The organism is Patescibacteria group bacterium (genome assembly GCA_004297215.1).
Classification (GTDB): Bacteria; Patescibacteriota; Patescibacteriia; order UBA9934; family GWF2-40-263; genus 2-01-FULL-63-20.
Genome location: SCUM01000001.1, coordinates 266,651 through 290,447 on the forward strand (window position 1 = coordinate 266,651; position 23,797 = coordinate 290,447).

Below are 23,797 nucleotides of genomic sequence, written 5' to 3' on the forward strand. Positions count from 1 at the left end.
GGCACCTTGATCGTGGAATAGTGTGACCGCTTTCGCCATCCTCTTCACCATGGCCGCGATCGGCATTGCCGAGACGAGCTACCTCATCCGCGCCCGCAAGGCGGCCGAACGGCCGGTGTGCGTGCTCGTGAACGGGTGTTCCAAGGTGCTTGAGAGCCGGTACAATTCCCTCTTCGGTGTGCACAACGACCTGCTGGGCCTCGCGTTCTACCTCGCGATGAGCGCCCTTACCGCGCTGCTGGTGATAGGCGCCGGTCCGGTGCCGTGGTGGGAACTGGGCGCCAAGCTCCTGGTGGGCGGCGGCCTGGTCATGTCTGCGGCGCTCACCTTCATCCAATGGCGCGTCCTCAAGGCCTGGTGCTTCTGGTGCCTCATGTCAGCCGGCACGGTGCTCGTCATGGCCCTTGTCCTCTTGCCTGCGGCCTTGTCCGCCTGAGGCCTTCAATGCCTATCCCTATGTCAAAACCTTCCGCCTACCACATCATGCGCGTCGCAATGGGGATCACCTTCGCCTGGATCGGCATCCTCATCTTCAAAGAGCCGGAATCTTGGGGCGGGTTCATCCAGCCTTGGGCCGCGAACCTCCTCCCCGTCCCGCTCGAACTCGCCATGATCGGCACGGCCGTGCTCGACCTCGCTATCGGCTTGCTCCTGCTCGTGGACGCGTTCGTCTGGATCGCCGCGACCGTGGCCGTTGCGCATCTCGCCATCGTCCTTACCGTGTCCGGCATCGATTCCGTCACCGTGCGCGACATCGGGCTTCTCGGCGCCGCCATCATGCTGTTCTGGGAAGACGCGCCCGAGACGCTCAAGGCGAAATTCCGCCGATTCCAGCACTAGGCGACCGAAACCGTTTCGTCCACCGCTCGTCGGGGTTGACCCGCGGGCGGTTTTCGTCTATCATTGCGATTCCACGTATGGAGGCACGTGCATGAAGCAAGATGACGCCGGAGGCGATCGCCCTGACAACCGGATCGACAGCTACGACGCGCTCGTGGAAGAAGCCGCGAAACGCCGGATCCGCAGTGCCGAAGGGTACGACCGGGCGGCGCGCGAAGACCCGCAGTTCCCGGCGCAGCCGTACTACGCGTTCCGCGAAGAATGGAAGCTCCACGGCGACTGGCCGGGGTTCCTCAAGAGGGTCGACGCGCACATGAAGCTCGGCGCCAGGAAATCGTCCAAGCGCATCCCGCCGCCGAGGATTCCGCCGCACGCGGTGCGCGCCAAGGATCCGGCGATCCGCGGACGTCTCGTGCGCGTCGCGGGCGCGGACATCGAGGACTGACTTCCTCCTCGCCCGTCGGACCGCCGCCTCCACGCAAGGGGCGGCTTTTTCTTCATCATCCCATTGACACGGACGCGAGGTTCCGATAGAACGGACGGAGCCCCCTTGAAAGGAGGCCGCATGGACGACCGAGCAAGGCGCGATACGCCGCCGTATGAGACGTTCGAGGAGGCCTCCGCGGAGGCGCGCGCCCTTGGGACGCGGAACCGGTTGGAATACGACTACTTCGTCGAGCTCCGGCTCGACCCGCGGCTTCCGGAACATCCGGCCGCCCAGTATCTGGACTTCCACGAAAAGGGCGGATGGGACGCGTTCCTCGGCAAGACGCCGATCGTCCGGCCGAAGCCGCAACCGCCTCGCCCCGCGTCCCAGACGCCCGAGCCGGAACCGCCGGCCCCGACTCCGGCGCCTGCACCGCCAATGGCACGACCGGAACCGGAAGCGGTCGTGATGCCCAGCGGCGCCAAGGCGTCGGTGCGCACCGGACGGCCGAAACGGCTCAAGCCGCCGCCGGCCGTGGAGGCGCACGAGGAACCGCTTCCGGTCGCGAAAAAGCCTCCGCCGGAACCCAAGAAGCCGTCCGTGCCGCGGATGCGCCGCAACGACCTCAAGAGCGAAGAAGCCAAACGCGTGTTCGATATGTTCTCCTGCATCACGGGAGACTGGGACGACTGAACGAGGTCCTTCGCCGCTGACGCGTCTCTGGATGACCGGATCCTCTGCGGATCCGGTCATTTTTCATTTCAGCAACCGCTTGAGGTAATGGCCGGTGGCGCTCCTCGCGTTGCGCGCGATGTCCTCGGGCGTGCCCGTGGCCACGACCTCCCCGCCCTTGTCGCCGCCCTCGGGGCCGAGGTCGATGATCCAGTCCGCGGTCTTGATCACGTCGAGGTTGTGCTCGATGACGACCACGGTGTTCCCCTTCTTGACCAGCGTATGGAGGACCTCCAGCAGCTTCCGCACGTCCGCGAAGTGCAGTCCTGTCGTCGGCTCGTCGAGCAAGTACAGCGTGCGGGTGGTCGAGCGCTTGCACAATTCGCTCGACAGCTTCACGCGCTGCGCTTCCCCGCCCGACAAGGTCGTCGCGCTTTGGCCGATCTTGAGGTAGCCGAGGCCGACTTCGACCAGGGTGTCGAACTTGTCCGCGATGGGCGAGATGTCCTTGAAGAACTCCGCGCCTTCCTCGACCGTCATCTCGAGGACATCCCAGATGTTCTTCTCCTTGAATTGCACCTCGAGCGTCTCGCGGTCGAACCGCTTGCCGCGGCACACCTCGCACGCCACGTGCACCGTGGGGAGGAAATGCATCTCGATCGCGATCGTGCCGTGGCCCTCGCAGTTCTCGCACCGGCCGCCCGGCGTGTTGAAGCTGAAGCGCCCCGGCTTGTACCCGCGGAAGCGCGCCTCCTCGGTGGCCGCGTACAGGTCGCGGATGGGGCCCCAGGCTCCGGTGTAGGTGGCCGGGTTGCTGCGCGGCGTGCGGCCAATCGGCCCCTGGTCGATGAGGATCGCCTTGTCGATGTATTCGATGCCGAGTACGGCCTTGTGCTTGCCGGGCGTATGCGCCGTGCCGTAGAGGCGCCGCGCGATCTCCTTGTACATCGTCTCGTACGCGAGCGTGGATTTGCCCGAGCCGGATACCCCCGTGATGCACACGAAGCGACGCAACGGCAGGTCCACGTCCACGTTCTTCAAGTTGTTCTCTGAGGCCCCGCGTATCTTGATGACGTCCTTGGCCGGGCTGCGGCGCTCCTCGGGGACCGGCACCATCTCGTCGCCGCGCAGATAGGCGGCCGTGAGCGACTTCTTGTCCTCGAAGATCTTGGGCGTGGGCCCGGCGGCCACCACTTCCCCGCCGTGCACGCCCGCTCCCGGCCCGATCTCGATCATGTAGTCGCTGGCGCGGATCGTGTCCTCGTCATGTTCGACGACAAGCACGGTGTTGCCCGCGTCGCGCAGTTGCAGCAGCGTCTCGATGAGGCGGTCGTTGTCGCGCTGGTGAAGTCCGATCGTGGGCTCGTCGAGCACGTACAAGGCGCCCACGAGGCGCGAACCGACCTGGCTCGCGAGACGGATGCGCTGCGCCTCGCCGCCCGAGAGCGTTCCGGCCATGCGGTTCAGCGTAAGGTAATGCAGCCCCACGTCGAGCATGAAGGTGAGGCGCGAAAGCACCTCCTTCATGGCCGCGCCCGAGATCTCCTTCTCGCGCTCCGACAGCAGAAGCGTCGACAGGTACGAATGCGCTTGGTCGATCGAGAGCTTCGTGAGGTCGACAATCGACATCCCTGCGGCCTTCCTGCCTGGGGCCTTGTCCGCCTTGCCCCCCGGCAGCCAGACGTGCAGCGCCTCCTTTCTCAGTCGGTCGCCCGTGCACAACCCGCACAGCTCCTCGCTGAACAGCTCGGCCGTGCCCAGGCCGTGGCACTCGGGGCAGGCGCCGTAGGGCGAGTTGAACGAGAACAGGCGCGGCTCGATTTCGGGGAACGAGAACCCGTCGTCCGGGCAGGAGAACTTGGCGGAAAGCAATTGTTCGCGCCCGTCCGGGAAGATCGCCGTCACCACGTCCTCGCCGCGCTCCACGGCCTGTACCAGCGCGTCAGCCAGGCGTTGGCGCGCGGCCTTCTCGTCCTTGGCGAACAGCGAGAGCGCGATCGTGTCCACCACCACTTCGATCGTGTGCTGCTGGTAGCGCGACAGCTTGATCTGCTTGCTCAAGTCGTATTCCTTGCCGTCGATGCGCACCTTGGCGAACCCGGAGTTGTAGAGGTCGTACAGCAGCTGGTAGTACTCCCCCTTGCGCCCGCGGACCATCGGGGCCAGAATCTTAATCGATCCCTTCCCCCCTTCGGTCCCTTCGGCCACTCCGGCCCCTTTCAGCACCACGTCCACCATCTCTTCATTGGTCAGCTTCCGGATCTCCTTCTTGCAGGTGACGCAATGCGGCACGCCGATGCGCGCGTACAGCACGCGCAGGTAGTCGTAGATTTCCGTGATCGTGGCCACGGTCGATCGCGGGTTGCTGGAGTGCGCCTTCTGGTCGATGGAAATGGCCGGCGACAGCCCTTCGATCTCGTCCACGTCCGGCTTTTCCATCTGCCCCAGGAACTGCCGGGCGTACGCGGACAGGGACTCGACGTACCGGCGCTGCCCCTCGGCGAAGATGGTGTCGAACGCGAGCGAAGACTTCCCCGAGCCCGAAAGCCCCGTGATGGTCACGAGCTTGTTGCGCGGGATGTCGAGCGAGATGTTCTTGAGGTTATGCTCGCGCGCGCCCTTGATGCGGATGGAATCGTTCATACGGATAGGCGGTAAGGCTTCAGGCGTGAAGGCCTTAGGATTTCCTGAGGCCTTGTCCGCCTGAGGCCTTCTTGCCTTTCAGTTCTCTCATCAGATACACGATTTCGTCGCGCAGGATGGCGGCGGTCTCGAAGTCGAGCTCCTTGGCCGCGACCTTCATTTGTTTCTCTTTCTCCTTGATGACGGCCTCGATCTCATGCGGCTCGGCTACCATCTCGATGTCGAGGATCTTCTCGACCGTCGCATCCGGATCGGCGCCGAGCATGGCGCGGATGTCCTTGATCTTCTTTTGAATCGTCTTGGGGGTGATGCCGTGCTCCGCGTTGTGCGCGAGCTGGATCTTGCGGCGGCGGTCGGTCTCGCGGATGGCGCTCTTGAGCGAGCCGGTCATCTGGTCGGCGTAGAGGATCACCTTGCCGTCCACGTTGCGCGCCGCGCGGCCGATCGTTTGGATGAGCGACGTCTCGGAGCGCAGGAACCCTTCCTTGTCCGCGTCGAGGATGGCGACGAGCGTGACTTCCGGCAGGTCGAGCCCTTCGCGCAGCAGGTTCACGCCCACCAGCACGTCGTAGGTGCCCTTGCGGAAATCCGTAAGGACCGTGATGCGGTCGAGCGTGCTCACGTCGGAGTGGAGGTATTGCACCTTGATGTCCTTCTCCTTCAGGAACTCCGTGAGGTCCTCGGCCATCTTCTTGGTGAGCGTGGTGACCAGCGTGCGCTCGTTCTTGGCCGCCCGCGCGACGATCTCGCCTATCAGGTCTTCGACCTGCCCCTTTCCGCCCTTTCCGTCTTTTCCACCCTTTCCGGAAACCGGCCGCACTTCCACGGCCGGGTCAACCAGCCCGGTCGGACGGATGATCTGTTCGACCGTCTGCGCCGACACCTTGTGCTCGAACAGGCCCGGCGTGGCCGAGACGAACACGGCCTGGCCGATCTTCTTTTCGAATTCCTGCCATTTGAGCGGGCGGTTGTCGCGCGCGCTCGGGAGGCGGAACCCGTGGTCGATGAGCGTGTTCTTGCGCGCCTGGTCGCCGTTATACATCCCGCCCACTTGCGGGACCGTGACATGCGACTCGTCCACGAATAGCAGGAAATCTTCCGGGAAGTAATCGAGCAGGGTGTACGGCGGCTCCCCGGCCTTGCGTCCGTCGAAATGGCGCGAATAGTTCTCGATGCCGTTGCAGTACCCCACGTTCTGGATCATCTCGATGTCATAGCGCGTGCGGCGCTTGAGGCGTTCGGCCTCAAGCGGCTTCCCTTCGGCCTCCAGTTCCTTGAGCCGTTCGTCGAGCTCGCGGCGCATGTCCGTAAGCGCGCGTTCCTTGGTCCGTTCCGGGACCACGTAGTGCTTGGCCGGGAATAGCCATTCGTCCTGGCGCGACGCCTTGTGCGAACGCGTCACCGGGTCGAGCTCGTCGATGCGCGAAGCCGTGTCGCCCTCGAAGGAGATGCGGTAGATGATCTCCTCGTTCATGGGCATCACCTCCATCACGTCGCCGCGCACGCGGTAGCTGCCGCGCTTCAAGTCCGCCGTGGTGCGCTCGAACTGCATGTCCACGAGCCGGCTCATCGTCTCTTCGCGATTCGATCCCTGCCCTGAGCCTGTCGAAGGGTCGCCGACCTTGAGATGCAGCACCTCCTTCTTGTACTCGGTGGGCGAGCCGAGGCCGTAGATGCAGGAGACGGACGCCACGATGATCGTGTCTCGTCGGGAAAGGATGGCCGACGTTGCCGCGTGGCGCAGGCGGTCGATCTCGTCGTTGATCATCGCCTCCTTTTCGATGTACGTGTCGGTGCGCGGCAGATACGCCTCCGGCTGGTAGTAGTCGTAGTACGACACGAAATACTCCACCGCGTTCTCCGGGAAGAACTCCCGGAACTCGTTGCACAGCTGCGCCGCCAGCGTCTTGTTATGCGCGAGCACGAGCGCCGGCCGCTGCGTCTGTTGGATGACGTTGGCCATCGTGAACGTCTTTCCCGAGCCGGTGACGCCAAGCAGCGTCTGGAAGCGGTCCTTGGACTTCAAGCCTGCGACCAACTGTTCGATGGCTTTCGGCTGGTCGCCAGCAGGTATATACGGAGCCTTCAGTTTGAATTTCATAAAAATTATCCTTCCCTACCACCTACCCACTACCCCCTAACTTATGCGCAAACGCCCCGAGAGCCAGGGCTCTAGGGGGTATGTGAACGGATTGTGGGGACAGGCTATCGGGAATCAGGCGAGTTGTCCACAATCTGATGTTGACGGAAAACACTTTTTAGCATATGCTGTTCTCATCCAGGTGAGGTTCATGGTTGAATCCTCTCGGTGTCACATAAAACGACCCTCTGAAATGAGGGGCGTTTTTTGTTCGTACCCTGGGCAGATCGTGGGCCCATGGAAGTAGTGGCAACTTCACCTGGATTGACACCGGGAGTCGCGGGTTCGATTCCCGCTGGGTCCACCAGCCCGGGACCAACCGCCCCGCCCATTTGGGCGGGGTTGGAACCCTTTTCCATCAAAAGTCGAGGATCTCTCTTCCGAGAAGGCCGTCTCGGTGTTCCTATCCTTCATTTCAAAAAGATTGTCTCCATCGGATCCAAAATCTGCGTTCAAATCACTCAAACGGCTTCTGGCGCTCAATACGAAAAAGAACTACAAGGATTTCGAACTTGCGCAACGAAAGATCGTGTTCTTGAATGTCACGTAAACTGCCGCGCGCTCCCACACCTATTTCTCCCCGTACTCGATCACGATCACGTCGTGGTCGCGCATCACGAGATTCTCGAACTTCGTCGACGGCTTGCCGTTGACCGTCATCGTGACCGCATGCGAGTCATCCGCCACCTTGTCGAGAATCTGCGTGGCGGAGAACGGCTTGCCCCATACGGCGAAGAAGTCGCCGAGGGTGAAAGGCTGCTCGGTGGGATACTCTATGTGAATCTTGCCGGTGGCGTCGTGCGTGTGCAATGCGCGCATGCATGAGGCATCGACCCCGATGTCGGCGGGAAGCTCCACGCGCTCTCCGTCCACGAGGATGGCGAGCTCGGGATGCACGTGATAGCTGATCGCGGACCCGTGCGTGACGCAGGCCATGGCCAGCTCGCGGGTCGACGACTCGGGTTCGGAGATTTCCAGAGCAGGTTCGGGCACGGAGGGTTCCGGCGCTTCCGACTTCAAGGCGAAGACGAGCAGGGTGACGACCGCGAGGACGGGGATGCCGTACGTGAGGATCGGTTTCATGTTCAGGTATTACAAGCTGTCTCGCAGGTGCCGTTCACCTTCTTGGCGGTGGCATGCATGGCGAACAGGGTGATGCCGATGGCGGCGGCGGAAAACCACCAGCGGTTGGTGACGATGAACGCGGTGCCGCCCACCCCGAACACGGCGAGCACCGACGAATAGCAGGCTGCGCACGCGAGCGTGGAGAGCACCGACGCGCCGGCGATGCCAAGCAGCGTGGTCGCTTCCTTCGTGCTCGGGCGCCTCTTCTCGTTCCGCTTCGCATGGCGGTACATGACGAACAGCAGGCCGTTCAGGACGGAAAGCAGTCCCATGAGCACGATCACTTCCCAGGGCGTGATGTGCAGCTGGAACAGGATGTCGTTCCCGGGCGTGGTGTACACCGGGACGAGGATGAGGAGGGCGAACACGGCGAGCGCCGCGGCCGCGGCTTCGAGGCCGGCGCGCGGGGAGTCGATGGACGTCTTGATGGCTTTCAGGGCGGATTTCATACGCCTGTCTTTGCGAGGAGCGTGCCGTCCAGGCGACGAAGCAATCTCCCGGGAGGTTGCTTCGTCGACCTGCGGGTCTCCTCGCAAAGACGTTATAATTTCGCTTTCCGAATTCGCAACGAGTTTAGCACCACCGAGACCGATGAGAAAGCCATGGCGGCGGAGGCGATGATGGGGTTGAGCAGTCCGAGGGCCGCGAGCGGAATGGCCGCCACGTTGTAGAAGAACGCCCAGAACAGGTTCTGCCGGATGCCGGCGTAGGTGCGCCGCGACAGGCGGATGGCGTCAACGACCTTTTCCGGTCCGCCTCCGACCAGGACGATCTGTCCGGCCTCGATCGCCACGTCCGTGCCGCTCCCCACCGCGATGCCGAGGTCAGCCTGGGTGAGCGCGGGCGCGTCGTTGATCCCGTCGCCCACGAACGCCACCTTCTTGCCCGCGGCCTGCGCCTCCTTCACGATCTCGAGCTTGCGCGCCGGGAGCACTTCCGCCTCGATGCGGTCGATCCCGAGCTCCCTCCCGACCGCTTCGGCCGTGGCGCGATGGTCGCCGGTGATCATGACGACCTCGACGCCCATGGTCCGCAACTCCTTCACGGCTTCCGCTGCCGTCGCTTTCGCCTTGTCCGCGACCGAGATCGCGGCAACGGCCTTCTTGTCGCGCGCGAGCACCATCACGGTCTGCGCCTTCGCCTGCATCGCGACGACGGCCTCGCGCACGGCGGACACGTCCACGCCCTCTTCTTCCATCAGCCGGAGATTGCCGAGCAGGACCGGTCCCCCGTCGACGGAACCCGACACGCCGCGTCCGGCCACGGCCGAGAACCCGGACACCTTGGCCGGCGCGACGCCCTTCTCCTTCGCGTACGCGACGATCGCCTTGGCAAGCGGATGCTCGGAGTTCGCCTCCAAACCCGCCGCGATCGCAAGAACCTCAGGCTCCTCAAGCTCCTTCGTCACCTCGATACCCGTCACCACCGGCCTCCCTTCCGTGAGCGTCCCGGTCTTGTCGAACATCACGACATGGAACGCCTTGCTGCGCTCGAGCGCCTCCCCGCTCTTGATGAGGATACCCATGCCCGCGCCGCGACCCGTCCCGACCATGATGGCGGTCGGCGTCGCGAGCCCGAGCGCGCACGGGCAGGCGATGATGAGCACGGCGACGGCCGGCACGAACGAGGCCGTGACGTCGCCCGTCGCGACGAACCAGGCGACGAAGGTGACGGCGGCCGCGCCGATGACGACCGGCACGAACACGCCGGAGATGCGGTCCACCAGCTTCTGGATCGGCGCCTTCTTCATCTGCGCGTCAGCCACGAGCCGCACGATCTGCGCGAGCACGGTGTCCCCCGCGGCCTTCTTCACCTCGACGGTCAAGGCTCCCTGCTGGTTCACGGTCGCGCCGAACACGAGGTCGCCGGCCTTCTTCGACACGGGCAGCGATTCGCCCGTAAGCATGGACTCGTCGAGCGACGAGGCGCCCTCGAGGATGACCCCGTCCACCGGCACTTTCTCGCCAGGCTTCACGAGCACGACGTCGCCCACTCGCAATCCGTCGACTGCGACTTCTTCCGTTTCCATCCCTGAGGCCTTGTCCGCCTGAGGCCTTCCCGCCTTAAACCGATGCGCCGTCTTCGCCCCAAGCTCCACCAGCTTCGCGATCGCCGCGCTCGCGCGCCCCTTGCTCTTGGCCTCGAAGTAGCGGCCGAGCAGGATGAAGGCGGTGATGATCGCCGCGACCTCGAAATAGAGGTGACCGTCGACGAACAGCTGCCACCAGCTGAATAGGAGCGCCGTAAGCGTTCCCATGGAAATGAGCGCATCCATGCCGAACGAGAGCCGGATCGCCTGCTTTACGGCCACGCGGTGGAACTCCATGCCCGGCCCAAGCACCACGATCGTCGCGAGGATCGCCTGCACCCACACCGACGGGCTGATGCCCACGACGTCGCCCGGGATCTCGAGCCCCGACATGACGAGCACGAGCGGGATCGCGGCGAGCCCGAGTGCGAGCGCCGCCTTTCGTCCGGCCTTCCTCATGTCCGCGCCGTGCGCCATATGCCCGCCCGCCGAAGCCTCGGCGGAGGCGGGGTCTTCCCCGCTCATCACGGTGCCGTCCGGCATGACATGGCTGCCCGCCGACGCCTTGGCAGAGGCGGAACCGGCGACCGAATACCCTTGGTCCGTGACGGCCTTATGCAGCGTCGTCTCGTCCGTTTTCTCGGGATCGTATTCGACCGCCGCCTTCTCAAGCGCGTAATTGACGCTCGCCGAAGATACGCCGGGCGTCTTCGCCAGGCTGCTCTCGATCTTCACCGCGCAGCTCGCGCAATGCATCCCCCTGATGCCGAAAGAGGTCTTTTCCATATCAGGTGTTCGGTTCGACCACCATCGTCCCACGGAACATCCCCATCGAACAGGTGAACGGGTATCGGCCGGGGCGCTGCGGGGTGAAGGAGAAGACGTTCTCGCCAGGCTTCAGTTGCGCCCGGATCCCTCCTTCCTTGAACAGGAGGGTGCCGCCGCATCCCACTTCGTTGCCGCGTTCCACCTCCCAACGCACCGGGACGCCGGCTCGCACCGTGAGCACGTCCGGCTCGTACGTCCCGTACCGCGTGACTTCCATCTGGATGAGCTGTTCGCCGTTCGCGAGAGAGCTTGAGGAGATTGAGGGGCTTGAGGAGCTTGAGGCTGCCACCGGGGCGATCCCAAGAAGCGCTAGCCCATTCTGCGCGTTGAAGATGCCAAGCGTCGCGATGAGGATGCCGGCCGCCGTGGAAAAATGCTTTGAGCGCTTCTTTCCGGAAGAGGCGGCCATGCCCACGGCGATGAGCGGCGGCGCGGACCCGAGCGCGAACAGCGCCATCACGAGGGCGCCTTGCGTGGGACTTCCCGCGGTAGCGGCGTACAGCTGCATGGACTGGGTGAATCCGCACGGGAGGAAGAACGTGGCGCCGCCAAGCAACAACGGGTCGCTCGAGAGCTTCGCGACGAATGCCGGCGTCTTGAACGAGAGCAGGCGCCCCGGGACGAGTCCGAGCATCTTGAGGCCGTAGGCGAGCATCAGGGCGGCCACGACGAGCACCAACGCGCCCGACATGGCCGGAGAGAGTGATAGGGATCCGCCGATCCATCCGAGCGCGGCGCCCAGCGTGGCGAACGTGAGGATGCGTCCGGCATGGAACTGCAGGTGAAAGGACAGGGGTTTGGCCGAGGCGGCGACGAGCGCCGTGACGAGCGCCCCGCACGAGGAGAGCGTGGACGCAAGCCCGATGACGAGCACGGATCCCAGGCCCACGGCCGCGCCGACTTGCGGCGAGAAGCGCGCGAGGCCGGTGCGGTCGAGAATCAGGTACGTGCCGAGGATGGCGAGCGCGAACGCGCCGACGCGTTTCCAGTCGGTCGTGCGCGGCGCGTCCGGCGTGCAGCAGTCGGGTAGCTGATGTTCAGACATAGGAAGAAATCAAAAACGAAGAAACGAGACGCCGTCCCTTCGCTTCATTCCCGCCGTTGCGACAACCTTCTCCGTCTCCATCGGTCGGAGTCCTGCGCCGTCTGCGCCTCGAAACGCGACGTGAGGTCCGGGGTCGCGAACAGCCAGGCAAACGCGCTGATGGCGACCGTCGCCGCCAGGGCGAGCGAAGCCGCCGGAGCCGCATCCTGCATCGCCTGGTCGATGCAGGATGAAAGGCAGCCCAGGTCCATCTCCGGCATCATCGAGAGCTGCGTGGACGCCTGCGCGACGGCAAAGAAGCCGCACAGGGCGGCCGCGGCGATCGTCAGGATGGTCAGTCTTCGATTCATGCCTTCGTTCTTGCCATGAGCATCGAGAGCCAGACGTAGATAAGGATCGCCTGGGTCCAGAACATCACCACATTTATGCCATGAGTGCCCGGACCTGTCCAGCCGGCCGCCAGATAGAAGTTGGCGTTCATGAGCATCCCGCCGAACAAGGCGATGGCGGAAACGGCTAAGGCGTTGTGTCGGGATTCCGCGTCCTTCAGGAAGACGTAGGCGGCCCCGGCGGCGGCGAGCGTCAGGCCGATGGCGACCTGGCTCCACTGCACCGCTTGCGCAAACACTGTCGCGTTCTCGCTCGCGAACCCGAGGAGGAAATCCTTATACCACGGGAACGGGTTCTCGCTCGCGAAACGCGCGAGCGTGCCGCCGATGCCCTGGACGAATCCGGGGCTCGACACCTTTTCCCATCCCGCGGACCACCACTCGTACGCGAGCACCATCTGCGTCCCGACCACGCCTATGAGCAGCAAGGCCTTCTCGTCGAGGCGATCCTTCACGCCCTTCGCCCCCAGATGCGCGGCAAGCGGACAGGCGGCGGACAGGCCTTCCGCGAGCGCGAAAAGTCCGCCGACGAATGCCAGGATCCTGGCAACCGGATGTTGATAGAGCACGACCGCGGCGAAGAGGAGGATCGCGGCGAGCGCGATGCGGACGAGGCGATCGAACGGGGCGAGATTCCGTCTCATATCCTTACTTCGAATGTTTCTTGATCAGCACCCACAGGAGCCAACCGACGAGGACCGAGTTCACCGTCCAGGTGAGTATCCAGACGAATCCGAACAGGGACATGACACCGAATCCGGCTCCCATCATCCCCCAACCGTCGTAGAAACCCATCATACTGTCGATGATACTGAATGATTACGCTATACTATACAGGATTGACCTATGGCCGTCATGCGCCGTCCGCATCTGAAACGCGTCCGCGAAGTGGTCGGCGTCTTTTACGACCTCGGGTTCGGCGCGTGGATCAGCCGGATGAAGCTGCAGTTCGTCGTCCCGATCCACAAGCGATGGATGAGGCGAACAGGCGGACCTGCGGACCTTCCTTGTCCGATCGAAGAAGAAGCGATGACGGAACTCTCGGATGTTCCTAAAAAACTCCGTCTGGCCTTCGAGCGTCTGGGCGGCACGTACGTGAAGCTCGGACAGATGTTGAGTCTGCGCGCCGATCTGGTGACGCAGCCGGTCGCCGACGAGCTCCGTAAGCTGCAAGACAGGGTCCCGCCGTTCCCGTTCGAGCAGGTCAAGGCCTCGATCGAGAAGGAACTCGGGAAGCCGCTAACGAAGCTGTTCAGGTCTTTCGACAAGAAACCCGTCGGCGCCGCGTCGCTCGCCCAAGTCCACCGCGCCGTGTTGCCGAACGGAAAAACCGTCGCGGTAAAGGTTTTGCGTCCGAATATCGAGGCGCTTGCCCGGGAGGACATCGCCTTGCTGCGATGGCTCGCAAGGCTTCTGGAGGACCATGTCCCTGCAACCCGTCCGTATCAGCCTCGCCGGGTGATTGACGAATTTCGGGAATGGACGCTCCGCGAGCTCAACCTGGTGAACGAGGGAGTCAACATCGAGCATTTCCGAACGCTTTACAAAGACGACGAACAGGTCTTTATCCCAGGCGTCCACTGGACACACACGAACCCGCGCATCCTGACGACCGACTTCAGCCATGGAATCCACATGGACGATTTCGCGTCGTATAGGAAAATTCGTTGTTCGCGGAAGGTCGTGGCCGAAATCGGCGCCAGGCTCGTCTACAGCCAGTTCTTTGAACACGGGTTTTTTCATGGCGATCCTCATCCGGGAAACTTCTTCGTCCTGCCGAACAACGTCGTATGCCTGCATGATTTCGGCATCGTCGGGCACATCGACGACAAGACGCGGCGCGAACTGATCGGCTGCTTCGTCGACTTCCTGGAGAAGAACGCTAACGGGGCCGTCAACCACATGCTCCATATGGCGCGCACGGACAACCGGTCGGACGTGGACGGGTTCCGGCGGGACGTCACGGTCATCCTGGAGCGTTGGTTCTATTCCCCGACGGCCGGAGAACGCCTGTCCATGGCGTTTTATCGCACGGTCGTGAGCGGCGCGTCGCACGGGGTGACATTCCCCTCAAGCGTCGTCCTGCTCGCGAAAGCCATCGTCACTATGGAGGGCATGGCGCTCCTGCTCGATCCGAAATTCGACGTCGCGGAAAAGCTACGGCCGTACCTCCAGCGGATCATGACCCTGGACCTCACGCCGGAGCGTATCGCGAAACGCGGCCGTGACGTGCTGCTCGACGCCGCGAACCTCCTCGAAGACATTCCCGAGGCAGCGCGTAAGCTCATGAAGCTCGTGCAAAGCGAAGAAATCGGGATCAAGGTCGACGCGACGGATTTCGACGCGATCAAGGAGGAGATCGACCGTCAGGCCGACATCAAGTTCCTCACGCTTTTTCTTGTGGCCGACCTGCTCGCGACCGCCGTCCTGCTCCATCTGGAAGGGGTGGAACGCATCGCCGGCATCCCATTCGGGGCTGCCGGCGTGGTGATCGGAACCGTGCTTGGCCTGCTCGTCCTGTCGAAAATCAGGCAAAAACCCTCCTGATCAGCTCCGCTTCTTCTTTTTTCCCGCGACCCGGCGCTTCAGCGCCTCGAATTCCGACCGCGTCGGGATGTCGAGCGTCTTGAGCGTCTCCCGGACGGCCTTCCCATACCCGGTCGACATCGCCCGATATTCCGTTTTCCCCCGGGCGGCCAGGTCCTTGCGCATCCTGGCTTGGTCCTTGGCGGCCAGCTTCCCTTCCTTCAGGAGGTAATCAAGGAAGTCCGCCGCGCGCTCTTTGGCGAGCGATGCGACTCCCAACCCCAGCATCAACGGCTCCTCGAGCTTCAGCTTTTTTGCCATATGCCGGCTTCTGTAGGTTATTTCTTAGGCGCGCAGCCGTTCTCGTGGAAGGCATGGAAGACGAGCGAACCCGCGAACCCATACGCGAAACTCCAGAGGGCGCCCACGATGATGCTCGGCAAGGCGAACCCCGTGAACCCCGGGAACAGGAACTTGAGCGAGGTGAGATGGAACTCCTGGACCGCCGGGTCCGTGCTCCACATCTGCCAGATGAGGCAAAGCGCGTACAGGATGACGAAGAACCCGGCAACGCGCAGAGCGTGTGACGACTGGGCTTTTTGCATACTCCTTAAGGAGTTAAGGATAAGTTGGATTATTTCCCTTTCACCCGTTCCACCCCGTTGAGCGCCGAGATGGTGGCCGCGACCTCTTCCGGCACCTTCGCCTTCCAGTCGCCCCCTGCTTTCATCATCGCGCGTACGTCCGTCGCGCTGATGCCCGGCACCTCCTTGATGTCCTTCACCTCCTTGCCGAGCGCGACGAATGGCGCCTTGGTGGCCGGGTTGCCGGTCCACACCTGGTGCACCTCGCCTGCCTTTTCCAACACGGCCTTGGCCCACGCCTCATCAGAAGCCATGTCCGGGACCATGACGAACTCCACGTCGAAGTTTGGGATGATGTCCTCGCCCTGCAGCGCGCGCTGGATCATGTCGCGGCGCTCCTCGGCCGTGAACGGGTTTTCGTTCGTGCCGCTCTTGTCGGAGGAACCGATCGCCACTACCAGCTTGCCGCATAGCTTGGCCATTCCCTTCACGACCAGCATGTGGCCGTTGTGGAACGGCTGGAAACGGCCTGGGAACAGGCAGGTGAATTTGGTAGGCATATGATGAGAGGCGATAAGGCCGCAGGCGATAAGGCCGCAGGCGATAAGGCCGCAGGCGATAAGGCCGCAGGCGATAAGGCCGCAGGCGATAAGGCCGCAGGCGATAAGGCCTAAGCGCTGAAGCCTTGTCCGCCTGAGGCCTAAGGCCTGACAAAAAATTTTATGGACCTCTTCCAGTCCGTCTCGCCGACCACGTCGATCCGCGTTTCATCCAACACACCGTACCCCCGCTGCGACGCCAGGGCAAGATAGCGGATGCCCGAGGGATCGATGCCCATGAGCCGGCAACCGATCGAATCGACCGCGACCGCGTCCGTGCCGGCGAGGGCGAGCTTCATCTCGACCGGGTCGCCATGCGTGGGTCCGTCCCCTTCCATGGCGAGGAAGGCGTCCACGACGCACAGGTCGGGCTTGGTCTGGCGCAGGAGCTCCGCGATCGTCTCGTGGTGGGCGTCGTTCCCCTGCGCGTGCAGGTACGGAGCGCGCGCCCAGATCCGGCCCGAAAGCCCGATGCTGGAAGCCGCCACCCACGTGCCGATGGTCCAATTCTTCACGCACAAGGAGACGCCGACGTCGCGATGGGTCTTCATGACCGTCAGGTCGACCGTAAAATCGGATTCCGCGACCGTTTTCGCGATTCCCATGGGCCCGAGCGATCCGTCGCGCTTCACGTACGTGCCCGGCACGGTCGCGTCGTCGTTCAGGTCAAACAGCCGGACGTCCGGGTATTCGCCAGGCAGGTTCTCGTACCCGAAATGGCGGAACGCGGCCTTGGTGCCGTGATACGAGGCGTCGGCGATGACGACGGGCGCGGCCGTCTTCGAACGGACGACGTCGAGCACGGCCCGTACCGCGTCCGCATGCGTCGAGGCGAGCTGGTTCAAGTGGTGCACCAGGTTTGGCTTGATGAGTACCGAACGGGCCGACACGAGCCCCGCGAGGACATCGGGAGGCAACGCCTCGATGGCTCGTCGGACGTTTTCCCTGCGGTTTTCCCCACGGATGACAGATACCTGTACCATAGTGTCGAAAGTATATCCCATATGCTGGGCATATTCGACTCCGGATTCGGCGGGCTCACGGTGCTCAAGGACATCCACCGCCGCCTTCCTTCCCTCTCCACCGTCTACCTCGGCGACAACGCCCGGGCGCCGTACGGGACCAGGCCCCAGGACGAGATCTTCGCGTTCACGCTCGAAGGGGTGCGCGCCTTGTTCGGGATGGGCTGCCCGCTCGTGATCCTCGCCTGCAACACGGCGAGCACCAACGCCTTGCGGCGCATCCAGCAGGAAATCCTTCCGACGGAATTCCCGGACCGTCGCGTGCTGGGAGTCATCCGCCCGACCGTGGAGCGCATCGGCGCGGCCGAACGCGTGGGCGTGTTCGCGACGCCGGCCACCGTCGCAAGCGGTGCGTATGAACGCGAGCTGGGCGGACCGGTCCCGCAAATCGACTGTCCCGGACTCGTGGACATGATCGAACAAGGCCGCGACCGTACGCAAGATGCCGACGAGATGGTGGCCGGATTCTGCGAGGAGATGATGGCGCTCGATCCCCGACTGGAAACCGCCCTCTTGGGCTGCACCCACTATCCGCTCGTCGAGGGTCTGTTCAAAAAACACCTTCCCGAAGACGTGCGGATCCTCGGCCAAGGCCCCATCGTCGCGGACGCGCTCGCGGACTATCTCGACAGGCACCCTGACATTTCCGCGCGCATCAGGACGGACGGGGAGAGAACGTATCTGACGACCGCGAACTCCGTGGACGACTCGCTCGCTTCCAGGTTTTATGGCAAGCCGATAAGCTTCACCCCGACCAGTTGATTTTCCGACCTTTTCCGGCTACCATCAACCGGCATTCGGGGGTCGTCTAAAGGCAGGACAGCAGCCTTTGAAGCTGTGAATGATGGTTCGATTCCATCCCCCCGAACCATGGGAACATCCGGCCCACCGGGTGTTTTCGTTTTATGATATACTTTAGGACGTTATGCCAAGGAGGAAAGCGACCCGGCCCGCGAAACGCGGACCACGGCAGCCCGCCACGCGCGGGGTGTCCGAGATTTTCCATTCCAAGATGAGCCAGGCGCATTCGCGCAGGATGCATGTGGCCGAGGTGCTGGTGGAACGGTTCGGCACGCTGCCGTTCCTCGCGCTCAACGCGATCTTCTTCGGGGCCTGGATCGCGGCCAATGTCGGACTGGTCCCGGGCATCGCCGTGTTCGACCCGTACCCGTTCGTGATGCTCACCACGATCGTCTCGCTTGAGGCGATCTTCCTGTCCATCATCGTGCTCATCGCCCAGAATCGGGCTTCCAAGATCGCGGACGTGCGCGAGCAGATCGACCTGCAGGTGAACGTGCAGTCGGAACGGGAAATCACGAAGATCCTCCATATCCTGGACAACATCCAGCATCGCCTCGGCATGAAAGGGCACGACCCGGAACTCGCGGCCATGAAAAAGGCGCTGGACCTGGAATGGATCGAGGATAAGGTCCTTGAGGAGATGAACGGGACGGAAAAAGGCAGGTGAACGTGGAAACGCAAAACGGCCCTCACGGGCCGTTTCGTCATGCGCGGCTATACCCGGAGATATTTGCGCATGGCGAACCCGGTGGCGATCATGGAGGTGGCGGCGAGCACGGCGAACTGGATGCCGAACACCATGATCCCCTCGCGTCGGTAGAACCCGAGCAGGTCGAGCGTGGCGGCGCCGTCGAAGAAGGCCCCGAGCGCCGGATCCGCCGCGGCCACGGCCGGGATCACGAGCGCGGCGGAAACGAGCGTCGCGACGAGGCTCAAGAGCACGGTCTCGACGAGGAACGGCGTGCGCACGAAGGCGCTCGTGGCGCCCACGAGCTTCATGATGCCGATCTCCTCGCGGTGGATCACGAGCCCCAGGCGCACGGTGTTGAACACGATGAGCAGCGCGATGGCGAAGAACGTCCCGGCCACGGTGACGCCCACGGCGCGGGCGCGGTCGGTGGTCTCGCGGATGCGGTCGATCACCCCCTGGTAATCCGTGAAGTCCTTCTCGCGCACGTCGTCCGCGAACTGCGGGCGATCAAGCGCCTCCATGATGAACGGGAAATCGCCCGGCGCGCGGGCCTTCACCACCAGCGTGGGGCCGAACGGGTTCTTGCCGATCTCCTGAAGCGAGGCGAGCACGGTGGCGTCGCGCTCGTGGCGGGCCTTGAAGCGCTCGAGCGCCTCGTCGCTCGTCGTGACCCGCACGTCGCGCACCTGCTCGAGCGCGCGCAGGAACCCGGCCGCGTCCGCGACATGCGCCTCGGTGGCCTCCGCCTTGAAATACACCGACACCTCCACCTTGTCCTCCACGTAGGCGATGGCGCGGTCCGCCACGAGGCTCAGCGCCACCAGCACGTTCACGGACAGGAGCGTGAAGGTCATCATGCTCACGGTGATGACGGACAGCCAGAAGTTACGCAAGATATTCTGGCCGGCGAACTTGATGACGCGCAAGACGGTCGTCATAGCTTATATCGTCCTTCTTCCTCGTCGGACGTGACTTCCCCGCCGGAAAGGCTGATGACCCGCTTGCGCAGGGCGTTCACCACGTCGCGGTTATGCGTGACGAGGACGACCGTCGTGCCGAAGGAATTGATGGTCTTGAGGAGCTCGATGATCTCCTGGGTGTTCACGGTGTCCAGGTTGCCGGTGGGCTCGTCGGCCACCAGGATCTTGGGGCGATGGACGAGCGAGCGGGCGATCACCACGCGCTGCTGCTCGCCGCCGGAGAGCTGGTCGGGATAGCGTCCGCCCTTCTCGTGCAGGTTCACGATCTTCAGCACCTGCGGCACCACCTCGCGGATGCGTTTCCCGCGTTCCCCCGCGACCTCGAGCGCGAACGCCACGTTCTCGAACACGGTCTTCCTCGGCAGCAGCTTGAAATCCTGGAACACCACGCCGATCTGGCGGCGCAAGAGCGGCACGTCGCGGTCCGGGATCGCGGTGATGTCCCACCCGCCGACGGTGATGCGGCCGTGGCTCGGGCGCTCCTCCGCGAACAGCATCTTGGCGAGCGTGGTCTTGCCCGTGCCGCTTTGTCCCACGATCGAGACGAACTCGCCGGGCTTCACATGCAAACTCACGTCGCGCAGCCCCACGACGTTCGGCGGATACACTTTCGAGACGTTTTTGAGTTCGATCACAGTCCGAGAGCTTGCCAAGCGCGAAATCGTCGCCTATCATACCGCGCATCGGTCGTCCGACACAACTTCCGCGGGTATAGTTTAGTGGTAAAACGAGTGCTTCCCAAGCATTAGTCGCGGGTCCGATTCCCGCTACCCGCTCCATGGACAGGTTCCGCACGCCACTTTAGCTCAGCTGGTAGAGCAATGCTTTCGTAAAGCAGAGGTCCCGGGTTCGAATCCCGGAAGTGGCTCCAGAAAACCGCCCTTCGATAAACTCAGGGCGTTTTTCTTTTCAAAAACGGCCTCATTTCTGGACCAACGTCCGGTATCGCGGCTGGTCGAAGAAATACGCCCACCACTTGGAGGAGTTCGCGACCCCGCGCGGGTCGACAGGCTCGCTGGCGCCGCGGTCCGCGGCCGATGCCGTCCCCTCATCGCGACGGACCACCACCACGGATTCGCCGGGCTTCTTGAGCCCGAGCTTGAGCCGCGCTTCCCGCTCGATCGCGGATTCCGTCTGCAGCATGGTGGCGAGCTCCCCGATGCGCACGTTGCGCGCCTCGAGCGCCGCGGCCTTGCCCTGCAGGTCCGCGATCTGGTCGCGGATGTCGCGGTTGCGCATCCACTCGCGCCCGAACGCGGCGCCAAGGAGCGCCAACACCCCGAGGTTCACCGCGAACAGGGCCCGGAAATGGAGCAGGCGGCTGATGGCGCTCGGGCGATGCTCCGGCATATCAGGCATCGTCCTTCTCCCCGAAGAACCGCTGCGCCGCCTCCGTGCGGACCTCCCGCTCCGCGGCGCGTTGCATCCCCTCGATCTTCTCGAGCGGGACGACCTTGGCCAGCCGCCGGATGCGCTGCTCGGCCGGATCGGCCTCCCCCTCGCGCGCGCTTCGGCGCAAATCGGCGATGAGGTCGTGCACCTTGGCCGGATGCTTCACCCGGCAGAACTCGATGTCGGCCGCGGCGCCGGAAATCTTCACCTCCACGTCGCCGTAGCGGCACAGGGTGGGCATGAGCCCCTTGATGCGGAAGGTGACCTCGTCCACGTCCGCGAAGGAGGCCTCGCACACCTCGGTGTCGAACAATCCCCGGCGCTCGATGTCGATCACGCGCCGGTCGGTGATGACGAGCATCGTGTCCGACCACTTCCGGTACGCGCGCCAGATGAACACGACCGCCGGCACGAGGATCGCGAAGAAGCCGAGCACGCCCAACCACCCGAGACGGAACAGGGGGAACAGGAGGAAAAACGGGAGCAGGAACCACAGCCCCAGCATGAAGAACGCCGGCACGCGCGGCAACACCACCTCGCGCACGGCCAGGAGGATCTCCTCTTCCGGCTTCAGTTGGATGACGCGTTGGAGATTCATAAGGCCTTGAGCGCCTTACGCACCGCCACACGGTCATCCCACGGCAGCTTCTTCCCATGAGCGACCGCCATCACCGGCTCACTGCCCTTTCCCGTGACCAGTACCAAATCTCCCGGCTGCGCCATCCCGATCGCCTTGTCGATCGCTTCAGCCCGATCCATCACGCGGAACAGTGTCTCCCCTTCGACCCCTCCGGCCTCTTCGGCCCCTTTCGCCACTTGATCGATGATCTCCATGGGTGGCTCGTCGTAGGGATCCTCATTGGTGACGATTACCACGTCGGCATGCGCGGCGGCCAGCTTGCCGATCTCCGCGCGGCGCCAGACGTCGCGTCCGCCGCCGGCCGAACCGGTGACATGGATGACGCGGCCGTGCTTCATGAGCCCCACGGCGTCGTAAAGCGCCTTGAGCGCGTAGGGCTCGTAGGCGTAATCGACGATCGCGGTGAATGGCTGCCCTTCGTCGATCGCCTCCAGGCGGCCGGGAACGGACGCGAGCTTACCCATCGCCTTCGCGATCGCGCCCCACTCGAACCCGAGCGCGCGGCAGGCGGAGGCGGCGGCGAGCGCGTTGTACACGTTGAACGTGCCCACCGGCTTCAGGTGGAACGCCACGTGATCCACCGAGAACACCGAACAGGAGCCGGAGGAATGGACGTTGCGCGCGATGACCGGCACGAACCGGGCGATGGCCGCTTCGGGATTCGTCCGTCCTTCAAGGCCGAACCCGTACTGACGCTCGGTCCCGAAGCCGAGGAAAAACGGCGCATGCGCGTCGTCCACGTTCACCACCGCCGCCTTGGCGAACGTCCGACCGCCAATCGTCTTGTCGTCGCCTTCCTCGAGATGCGAGAACAGCTTCCCCTTGGCCTTCTTGTAATGCTCGAACCCGCCGTGCGCCTCGATGTGCTCGGGCGTGAGGTTCGTGAACACGGCCACGTCGTAATCGATGCCGATGTGGCGGAACTGCTCGATCCCCTGCGACGAGGTCTCCACGATGGCGTATCCGCACCCGTTGAGCACCATGGCCTGAAGCAGCTTCTGCGTTTGGAACCGCCCGAGCATCGTCATCTTCTTGTCGTTCGCCCACTCGTGAGCCCCGACCTTGAAGCTGGCCGTGGTGGTCCATCCCACCTTCTCCCCCATCTGCTCGAGCATCCGGCCCAGGAACTGCACCGTGCTCGACTTGCCGTTGGTGCCCGTCACCCCGATCACCACGAGATGCCTGGACGGGTGGCCGTACCAATAGGCCGCCAGGTGCGCTAAGCCAAGGTGATACAGAGAAATCACCGGTTCGGGGACCAGCTTGCGCAGGAGGGATTTGAGCATGTCGCCGGTTAAGTATAGCATGGCCTCACTATGCCTGCCGCGCCACCGACAAGTTGGGAAAACGTGGCCGACTGGTACGGCAAGCACCAGGAAGAGACCGGAACGCTGCTCGCGAGCGTCGTCTATCCGGGGGCGTTGAAGCTGCTCGCGCCCAAGTCCGGGGCGTCATATCTCGACGTGGCCTGCGGCGAGGGGGCGTTTTCCCGATTGGTCGCCGCCAGGACGAAGGGTCACGTGAGCGGGTTCGACGCCGCCCCGAGCCTCATCGCCATTGCCAAGAAGCAGGCGCTGAAGCACGCGGCCTACGCCATCGCCGACGCACGGGCGTTCTCGAAGCTGTATCCGCTCAACTCCTTCGACGGCGCCACCTGCCTGCTGGCGATACAAAATATCGATGAGCCGGGAAAGGTCTTTCAGGAGGCGTCGAAGGCCCTCAAGCCCGCAGGGACGTTCGTCGTGGTGATGAACCATCCGGCGTTCCGCGTCCCTGGGGCGAGCAGCTGGGGATACGAGGGGAACGCCAAGATGTTCCGGCGCGTGGACAGGTATCTTTCCGCGCTCGAGATCCCCATCCAGGCGCATCCAGGAACGGACCCGACGGTCAAGACCGTCTCATACCACCGTCCGATCTCGTCTTACGTGAACGCCCTTGCCGACGCCGGCTTCGCCGTCACGCGCATGGAGGAGTGGACCAGCAACCGCGTAAGCAAGCCCGGCGCGAGGGCCAAGGCCGAAAACCTGTCGCGCAAGGAGATCCCGATGTTCTTAGCAATCAAGGCAACGAAGGTATGAGTTGGTGGATCACGCTCGCGAGGACGATGCCGGTGATGGTGCTGCTCCTGTTGAGCGCCGGCTCCGTCATTGCGGGGGATTATTTCGGAAAACTCTGGTCGCAGAAGCCGTCCCCGGCGCTCTTCGCGGTCGCGCTCGGCTGGTATCTCCTCTCCGGATTCTTCTATCTCCCCACCCTGCAGCGCGAAGGGCTCGTCATCACTTCCGTCATCTGGACCGTCATCAGCACGACCGGATTCCTGGTCATCGGACTCCTTCTTTTCAACGAATCCCTCTCGCCCATCCAGATGGCCGGCGTCGCGCTCGGGGTCGTTTCCCTTATCTTGCTGAGCGTCTGACCTCCAGA

The 23,797-nt window shown here is 63.7% G+C and carries 25 protein-coding genes, 4 tRNA genes and 1 pseudogene; 13 read left to right on the top strand and 17 right to left on the bottom strand.

The window, feature by feature from the left end; genetic code table 11:
* The first annotated feature begins 22 nt into the window (after positions 1 to 22).
* The 4 genes and pseudogenes from EPO34_01375 (at position 23) to EPO34_01390 (ending at position 1,612) form a co-directional block, all read left to right on the top strand.
* Positions 23 to 436: a hypothetical protein gene (locus EPO34_01375; GenBank protein TAK03797.1), complete on the top strand. Its 414-nt coding sequence runs from the start codon at positions 23 to 25 to the stop codon at positions 434 to 436.
* Positions 437 to 456: 20 nt separating this feature from the next.
* Positions 457 to 840, top strand: coding sequence for a hypothetical protein (locus EPO34_01380; protein TAK03798.1), 384 nt, complete (start codon positions 457 to 459; stop codon positions 838 to 840).
* A gap of 91 nt (positions 841 to 931) precedes the next feature.
* The gene (locus EPO34_01385; GenBank protein ID TAK03799.1) at positions 932 to 1,285 is read left to right on the top strand and encodes a hypothetical protein; all 354 of its coding nucleotides are present in this window, start codon (positions 932 to 934) and stop codon (positions 1,283 to 1,285) included.
* Positions 1,286 to 1,405: 120 nt separating this feature from the next.
* Positions 1,406 to 1,612 (top strand): annotated as a pseudogene (locus EPO34_01390) (hypothetical protein).
* A 411-nt stretch (positions 1,613 to 2,023) separates the two neighbouring features.
* Here the strand turns inward: EPO34_01390 and uvrA are convergent.
* Entirely contained in the window at positions 2,024 to 4,582 is a 2,559-nt protein-coding gene (uvrA, locus tag EPO34_01395) for an excinuclease ABC subunit A (protein TAK03800.1), read from the bottom strand.
* A gap of 34 nt (positions 4,583 to 4,616) precedes the next feature.
* Positions 4,617 to 6,683, bottom strand: a complete 2,067-nt coding sequence (gene uvrB, locus EPO34_01400) for an excinuclease ABC subunit UvrB (protein TAK03801.1) — start codon at positions 6,681 to 6,683, stop codon at positions 4,617 to 4,619.
* A gap of 270 nt (positions 6,684 to 6,953) precedes the next feature.
* Between uvrB and EPO34_01405 the strand changes: the two genes are divergently transcribed.
* Positions 6,954 to 7,029, top strand: a tRNA-Ser gene (locus EPO34_01405).
* Positions 7,030 to 7,292: 263 nt separating this feature from the next.
* Here the strand turns inward: EPO34_01405 and EPO34_01410 are convergent.
* The 6 genes from EPO34_01410 to EPO34_01435 all read right to left on the bottom strand — a co-directional run bounded on the left by EPO34_01410 (position 7,293) and on the right by EPO34_01435 (position 12,782).
* Entirely contained in the window at positions 7,293 to 7,805 is a 513-nt protein-coding gene (locus EPO34_01410; protein TAK03802.1) for a hypothetical protein, read from the bottom strand.
* A gap of 2 nt (positions 7,806 to 7,807) precedes the next feature.
* On the bottom strand, positions 7,808 to 8,296 hold the full coding sequence (locus tag EPO34_01415; protein ID TAK03803.1) for a hypothetical protein: 489 nt from the start codon (positions 8,294 to 8,296) through the stop codon (positions 7,808 to 7,810).
* Positions 8,297 to 8,388: 92 nt separating this feature from the next.
* Positions 8,389 to 10,662, bottom strand: coding sequence for a copper-translocating P-type ATPase (locus EPO34_01420; protein TAK03804.1), 2,274 nt, complete (start codon positions 10,660 to 10,662; stop codon positions 8,389 to 8,391).
* A gap of 1 nt (position 10,663) precedes the next feature.
* Positions 10,664 to 11,749 carry a hypothetical protein gene (locus EPO34_01425; GenBank protein TAK03805.1) on the bottom strand — a complete coding sequence of 362 codons (1,086 nt, stop codon included), beginning with the start codon at positions 11,747 to 11,749 and terminating at the stop codon, positions 10,664 to 10,666.
* A 44-nt stretch (positions 11,750 to 11,793) separates the two neighbouring features.
* Positions 11,794 to 12,099: a hypothetical protein gene (locus EPO34_01430; protein TAK03806.1), complete on the bottom strand. Its 306-nt coding sequence runs from the start codon at positions 12,097 to 12,099 to the stop codon at positions 11,794 to 11,796.
* Positions 12,096 to 12,782: a DUF2892 domain-containing protein gene (locus tag EPO34_01435; GenBank protein TAK03807.1), complete on the bottom strand. Its 687-nt coding sequence runs from the start codon at positions 12,780 to 12,782 to the stop codon at positions 12,096 to 12,098. The genes EPO34_01430 and EPO34_01435 overlap by 4 nt, the downstream gene beginning before the upstream one ends.
* A gap of 202 nt (positions 12,783 to 12,984) precedes the next feature.
* Between EPO34_01435 and EPO34_01440 the strand changes: the two genes are divergently transcribed.
* A complete protein-coding gene (locus tag EPO34_01440) occupies positions 12,985 to 14,685 on the top strand; it encodes an AarF/ABC1/UbiB kinase family protein (GenBank protein TAK03808.1) in 1,701 nt (566 codons plus the stop codon).
* On the opposite strand, the gene EPO34_01445 is transcribed toward EPO34_01440, so the two are convergent.
* From EPO34_01445 to EPO34_01460, 4 genes are all read right to left on the bottom strand, one after another.
* Entirely contained in the window at positions 14,686 to 14,985 is a 300-nt protein-coding gene (locus tag EPO34_01445) for a hypothetical protein (GenBank protein ID TAK03809.1), read from the bottom strand.
* Between the two features lie 17 nt (positions 14,986 to 15,002).
* On the bottom strand, positions 15,003 to 15,269 hold the full coding sequence (locus tag EPO34_01450) for a hypothetical protein (GenBank protein ID TAK03810.1): 267 nt from the start codon (positions 15,267 to 15,269) through the stop codon (positions 15,003 to 15,005).
* Between the two features lie 29 nt (positions 15,270 to 15,298).
* A complete protein-coding gene (locus EPO34_01455) occupies positions 15,299 to 15,808 on the bottom strand; it encodes a nicotinamide-nucleotide adenylyltransferase (GenBank protein TAK03811.1) in 510 nt (169 codons plus the stop codon).
* A gap of 140 nt (positions 15,809 to 15,948) precedes the next feature.
* Entirely contained in the window at positions 15,949 to 16,851 is a 903-nt protein-coding gene (locus EPO34_01460; protein TAK03812.1) for a DUF362 domain-containing protein, read from the bottom strand.
* On the opposite strand from EPO34_01460, the gene murI reads away from it, so the two are divergent.
* The 3 genes from murI (at position 16,852) to EPO34_01475 (ending at position 18,337) form a co-directional block, all read left to right on the top strand.
* Positions 16,852 to 17,631 carry a glutamate racemase gene (gene murI, locus EPO34_01465; GenBank protein ID TAK03813.1) on the top strand — a complete coding sequence of 260 codons (780 nt, stop codon included), beginning with the start codon at positions 16,852 to 16,854 and terminating at the stop codon, positions 17,629 to 17,631. It abuts the gene before it with no gap.
* A gap of 35 nt (positions 17,632 to 17,666) precedes the next feature.
* Positions 17,667 to 17,740 (top strand) — tRNA-Gln (locus EPO34_01470).
* 54 nt (positions 17,741 to 17,794) lie between these two features.
* Positions 17,795 to 18,337 carry a DUF1003 domain-containing protein gene (locus tag EPO34_01475; protein ID TAK03814.1) on the top strand — a complete coding sequence of 181 codons (543 nt, stop codon included), beginning with the start codon at positions 17,795 to 17,797 and terminating at the stop codon, positions 18,335 to 18,337.
* 47 nt (positions 18,338 to 18,384) lie between these two features.
* Here the strand turns inward: EPO34_01475 and EPO34_01480 are convergent, their stop codons facing one another.
* Positions 18,385 to 19,299 carry an FtsX-like permease family protein gene (locus EPO34_01480; GenBank protein ID TAK03815.1) on the bottom strand — a complete coding sequence of 305 codons (915 nt, stop codon included), beginning with the start codon at positions 19,297 to 19,299 and terminating at the stop codon, positions 18,385 to 18,387.
* A complete protein-coding gene (ftsE, locus tag EPO34_01485; protein TAK03816.1) occupies positions 19,296 to 19,976 on the bottom strand; it encodes a cell division ATP-binding protein FtsE in 681 nt (226 codons plus the stop codon). Before ftsE ends, EPO34_01480 begins: the two co-directional genes overlap by 4 nt.
* A 70-nt stretch (positions 19,977 to 20,046) precedes the next feature.
* Here ftsE and EPO34_01490 point away from each other — a divergent pair.
* Both EPO34_01490 and EPO34_01495 read left to right on the top strand, forming a co-directional pair.
* Positions 20,047 to 20,120, top strand: a tRNA-Gly gene (locus EPO34_01490).
* 16 nt (positions 20,121 to 20,136) lie between these two features.
* Positions 20,137 to 20,212, top strand: a tRNA-Thr gene (locus tag EPO34_01495).
* A 50-nt stretch (positions 20,213 to 20,262) separates the two neighbouring features.
* On the opposite strand, the gene EPO34_01500 is transcribed toward EPO34_01495, so the two are convergent.
* From EPO34_01500 to murE, 3 genes are read right to left on the bottom strand one after another with little or no spacing between them, the layout of a single operon-like run.
* On the bottom strand, positions 20,263 to 20,700 hold the full coding sequence (locus EPO34_01500; GenBank protein ID TAK03817.1) for a septum formation initiator family protein: 438 nt from the start codon (positions 20,698 to 20,700) through the stop codon (positions 20,263 to 20,265).
* The gene (locus EPO34_01505; GenBank protein TAK03818.1) at positions 20,693 to 21,331 is read right to left on the bottom strand and encodes a hypothetical protein; all 639 of its coding nucleotides are present in this window, start codon (positions 21,329 to 21,331) and stop codon (positions 20,693 to 20,695) included. Before EPO34_01505 ends, EPO34_01500 begins: the two co-directional genes overlap by 8 nt.
* The gene (gene murE, locus EPO34_01510; GenBank protein TAK03819.1) at positions 21,328 to 22,680 is read right to left on the bottom strand and encodes a UDP-N-acetylmuramyl-tripeptide synthetase; all 1,353 of its coding nucleotides are present in this window, start codon (positions 22,678 to 22,680) and stop codon (positions 21,328 to 21,330) included. The genes EPO34_01505 and murE overlap by 4 nt, the downstream gene beginning before the upstream one ends.
* 9 nt (positions 22,681 to 22,689) lie before the next feature.
* Here murE and EPO34_01515 point away from each other — a divergent pair, with 9 nt between their 5' ends.
* Together EPO34_01515 and EPO34_01520 are read left to right on the top strand one after the other, a co-directional pair.
* On the top strand, positions 22,690 to 23,451 hold the full coding sequence (locus EPO34_01515) for a class I SAM-dependent methyltransferase (protein ID TAK03820.1): 762 nt from the start codon (positions 22,690 to 22,692) through the stop codon (positions 23,449 to 23,451).
* Positions 23,448 to 23,789, top strand: coding sequence for a hypothetical protein (locus EPO34_01520; protein ID TAK03821.1), 342 nt, complete (start codon positions 23,448 to 23,450; stop codon positions 23,787 to 23,789). Before EPO34_01515 ends, EPO34_01520 begins: the two co-directional genes overlap by 4 nt.
* The last annotated feature ends 8 nt before the right edge of the window (positions 23,790 to 23,797 follow it).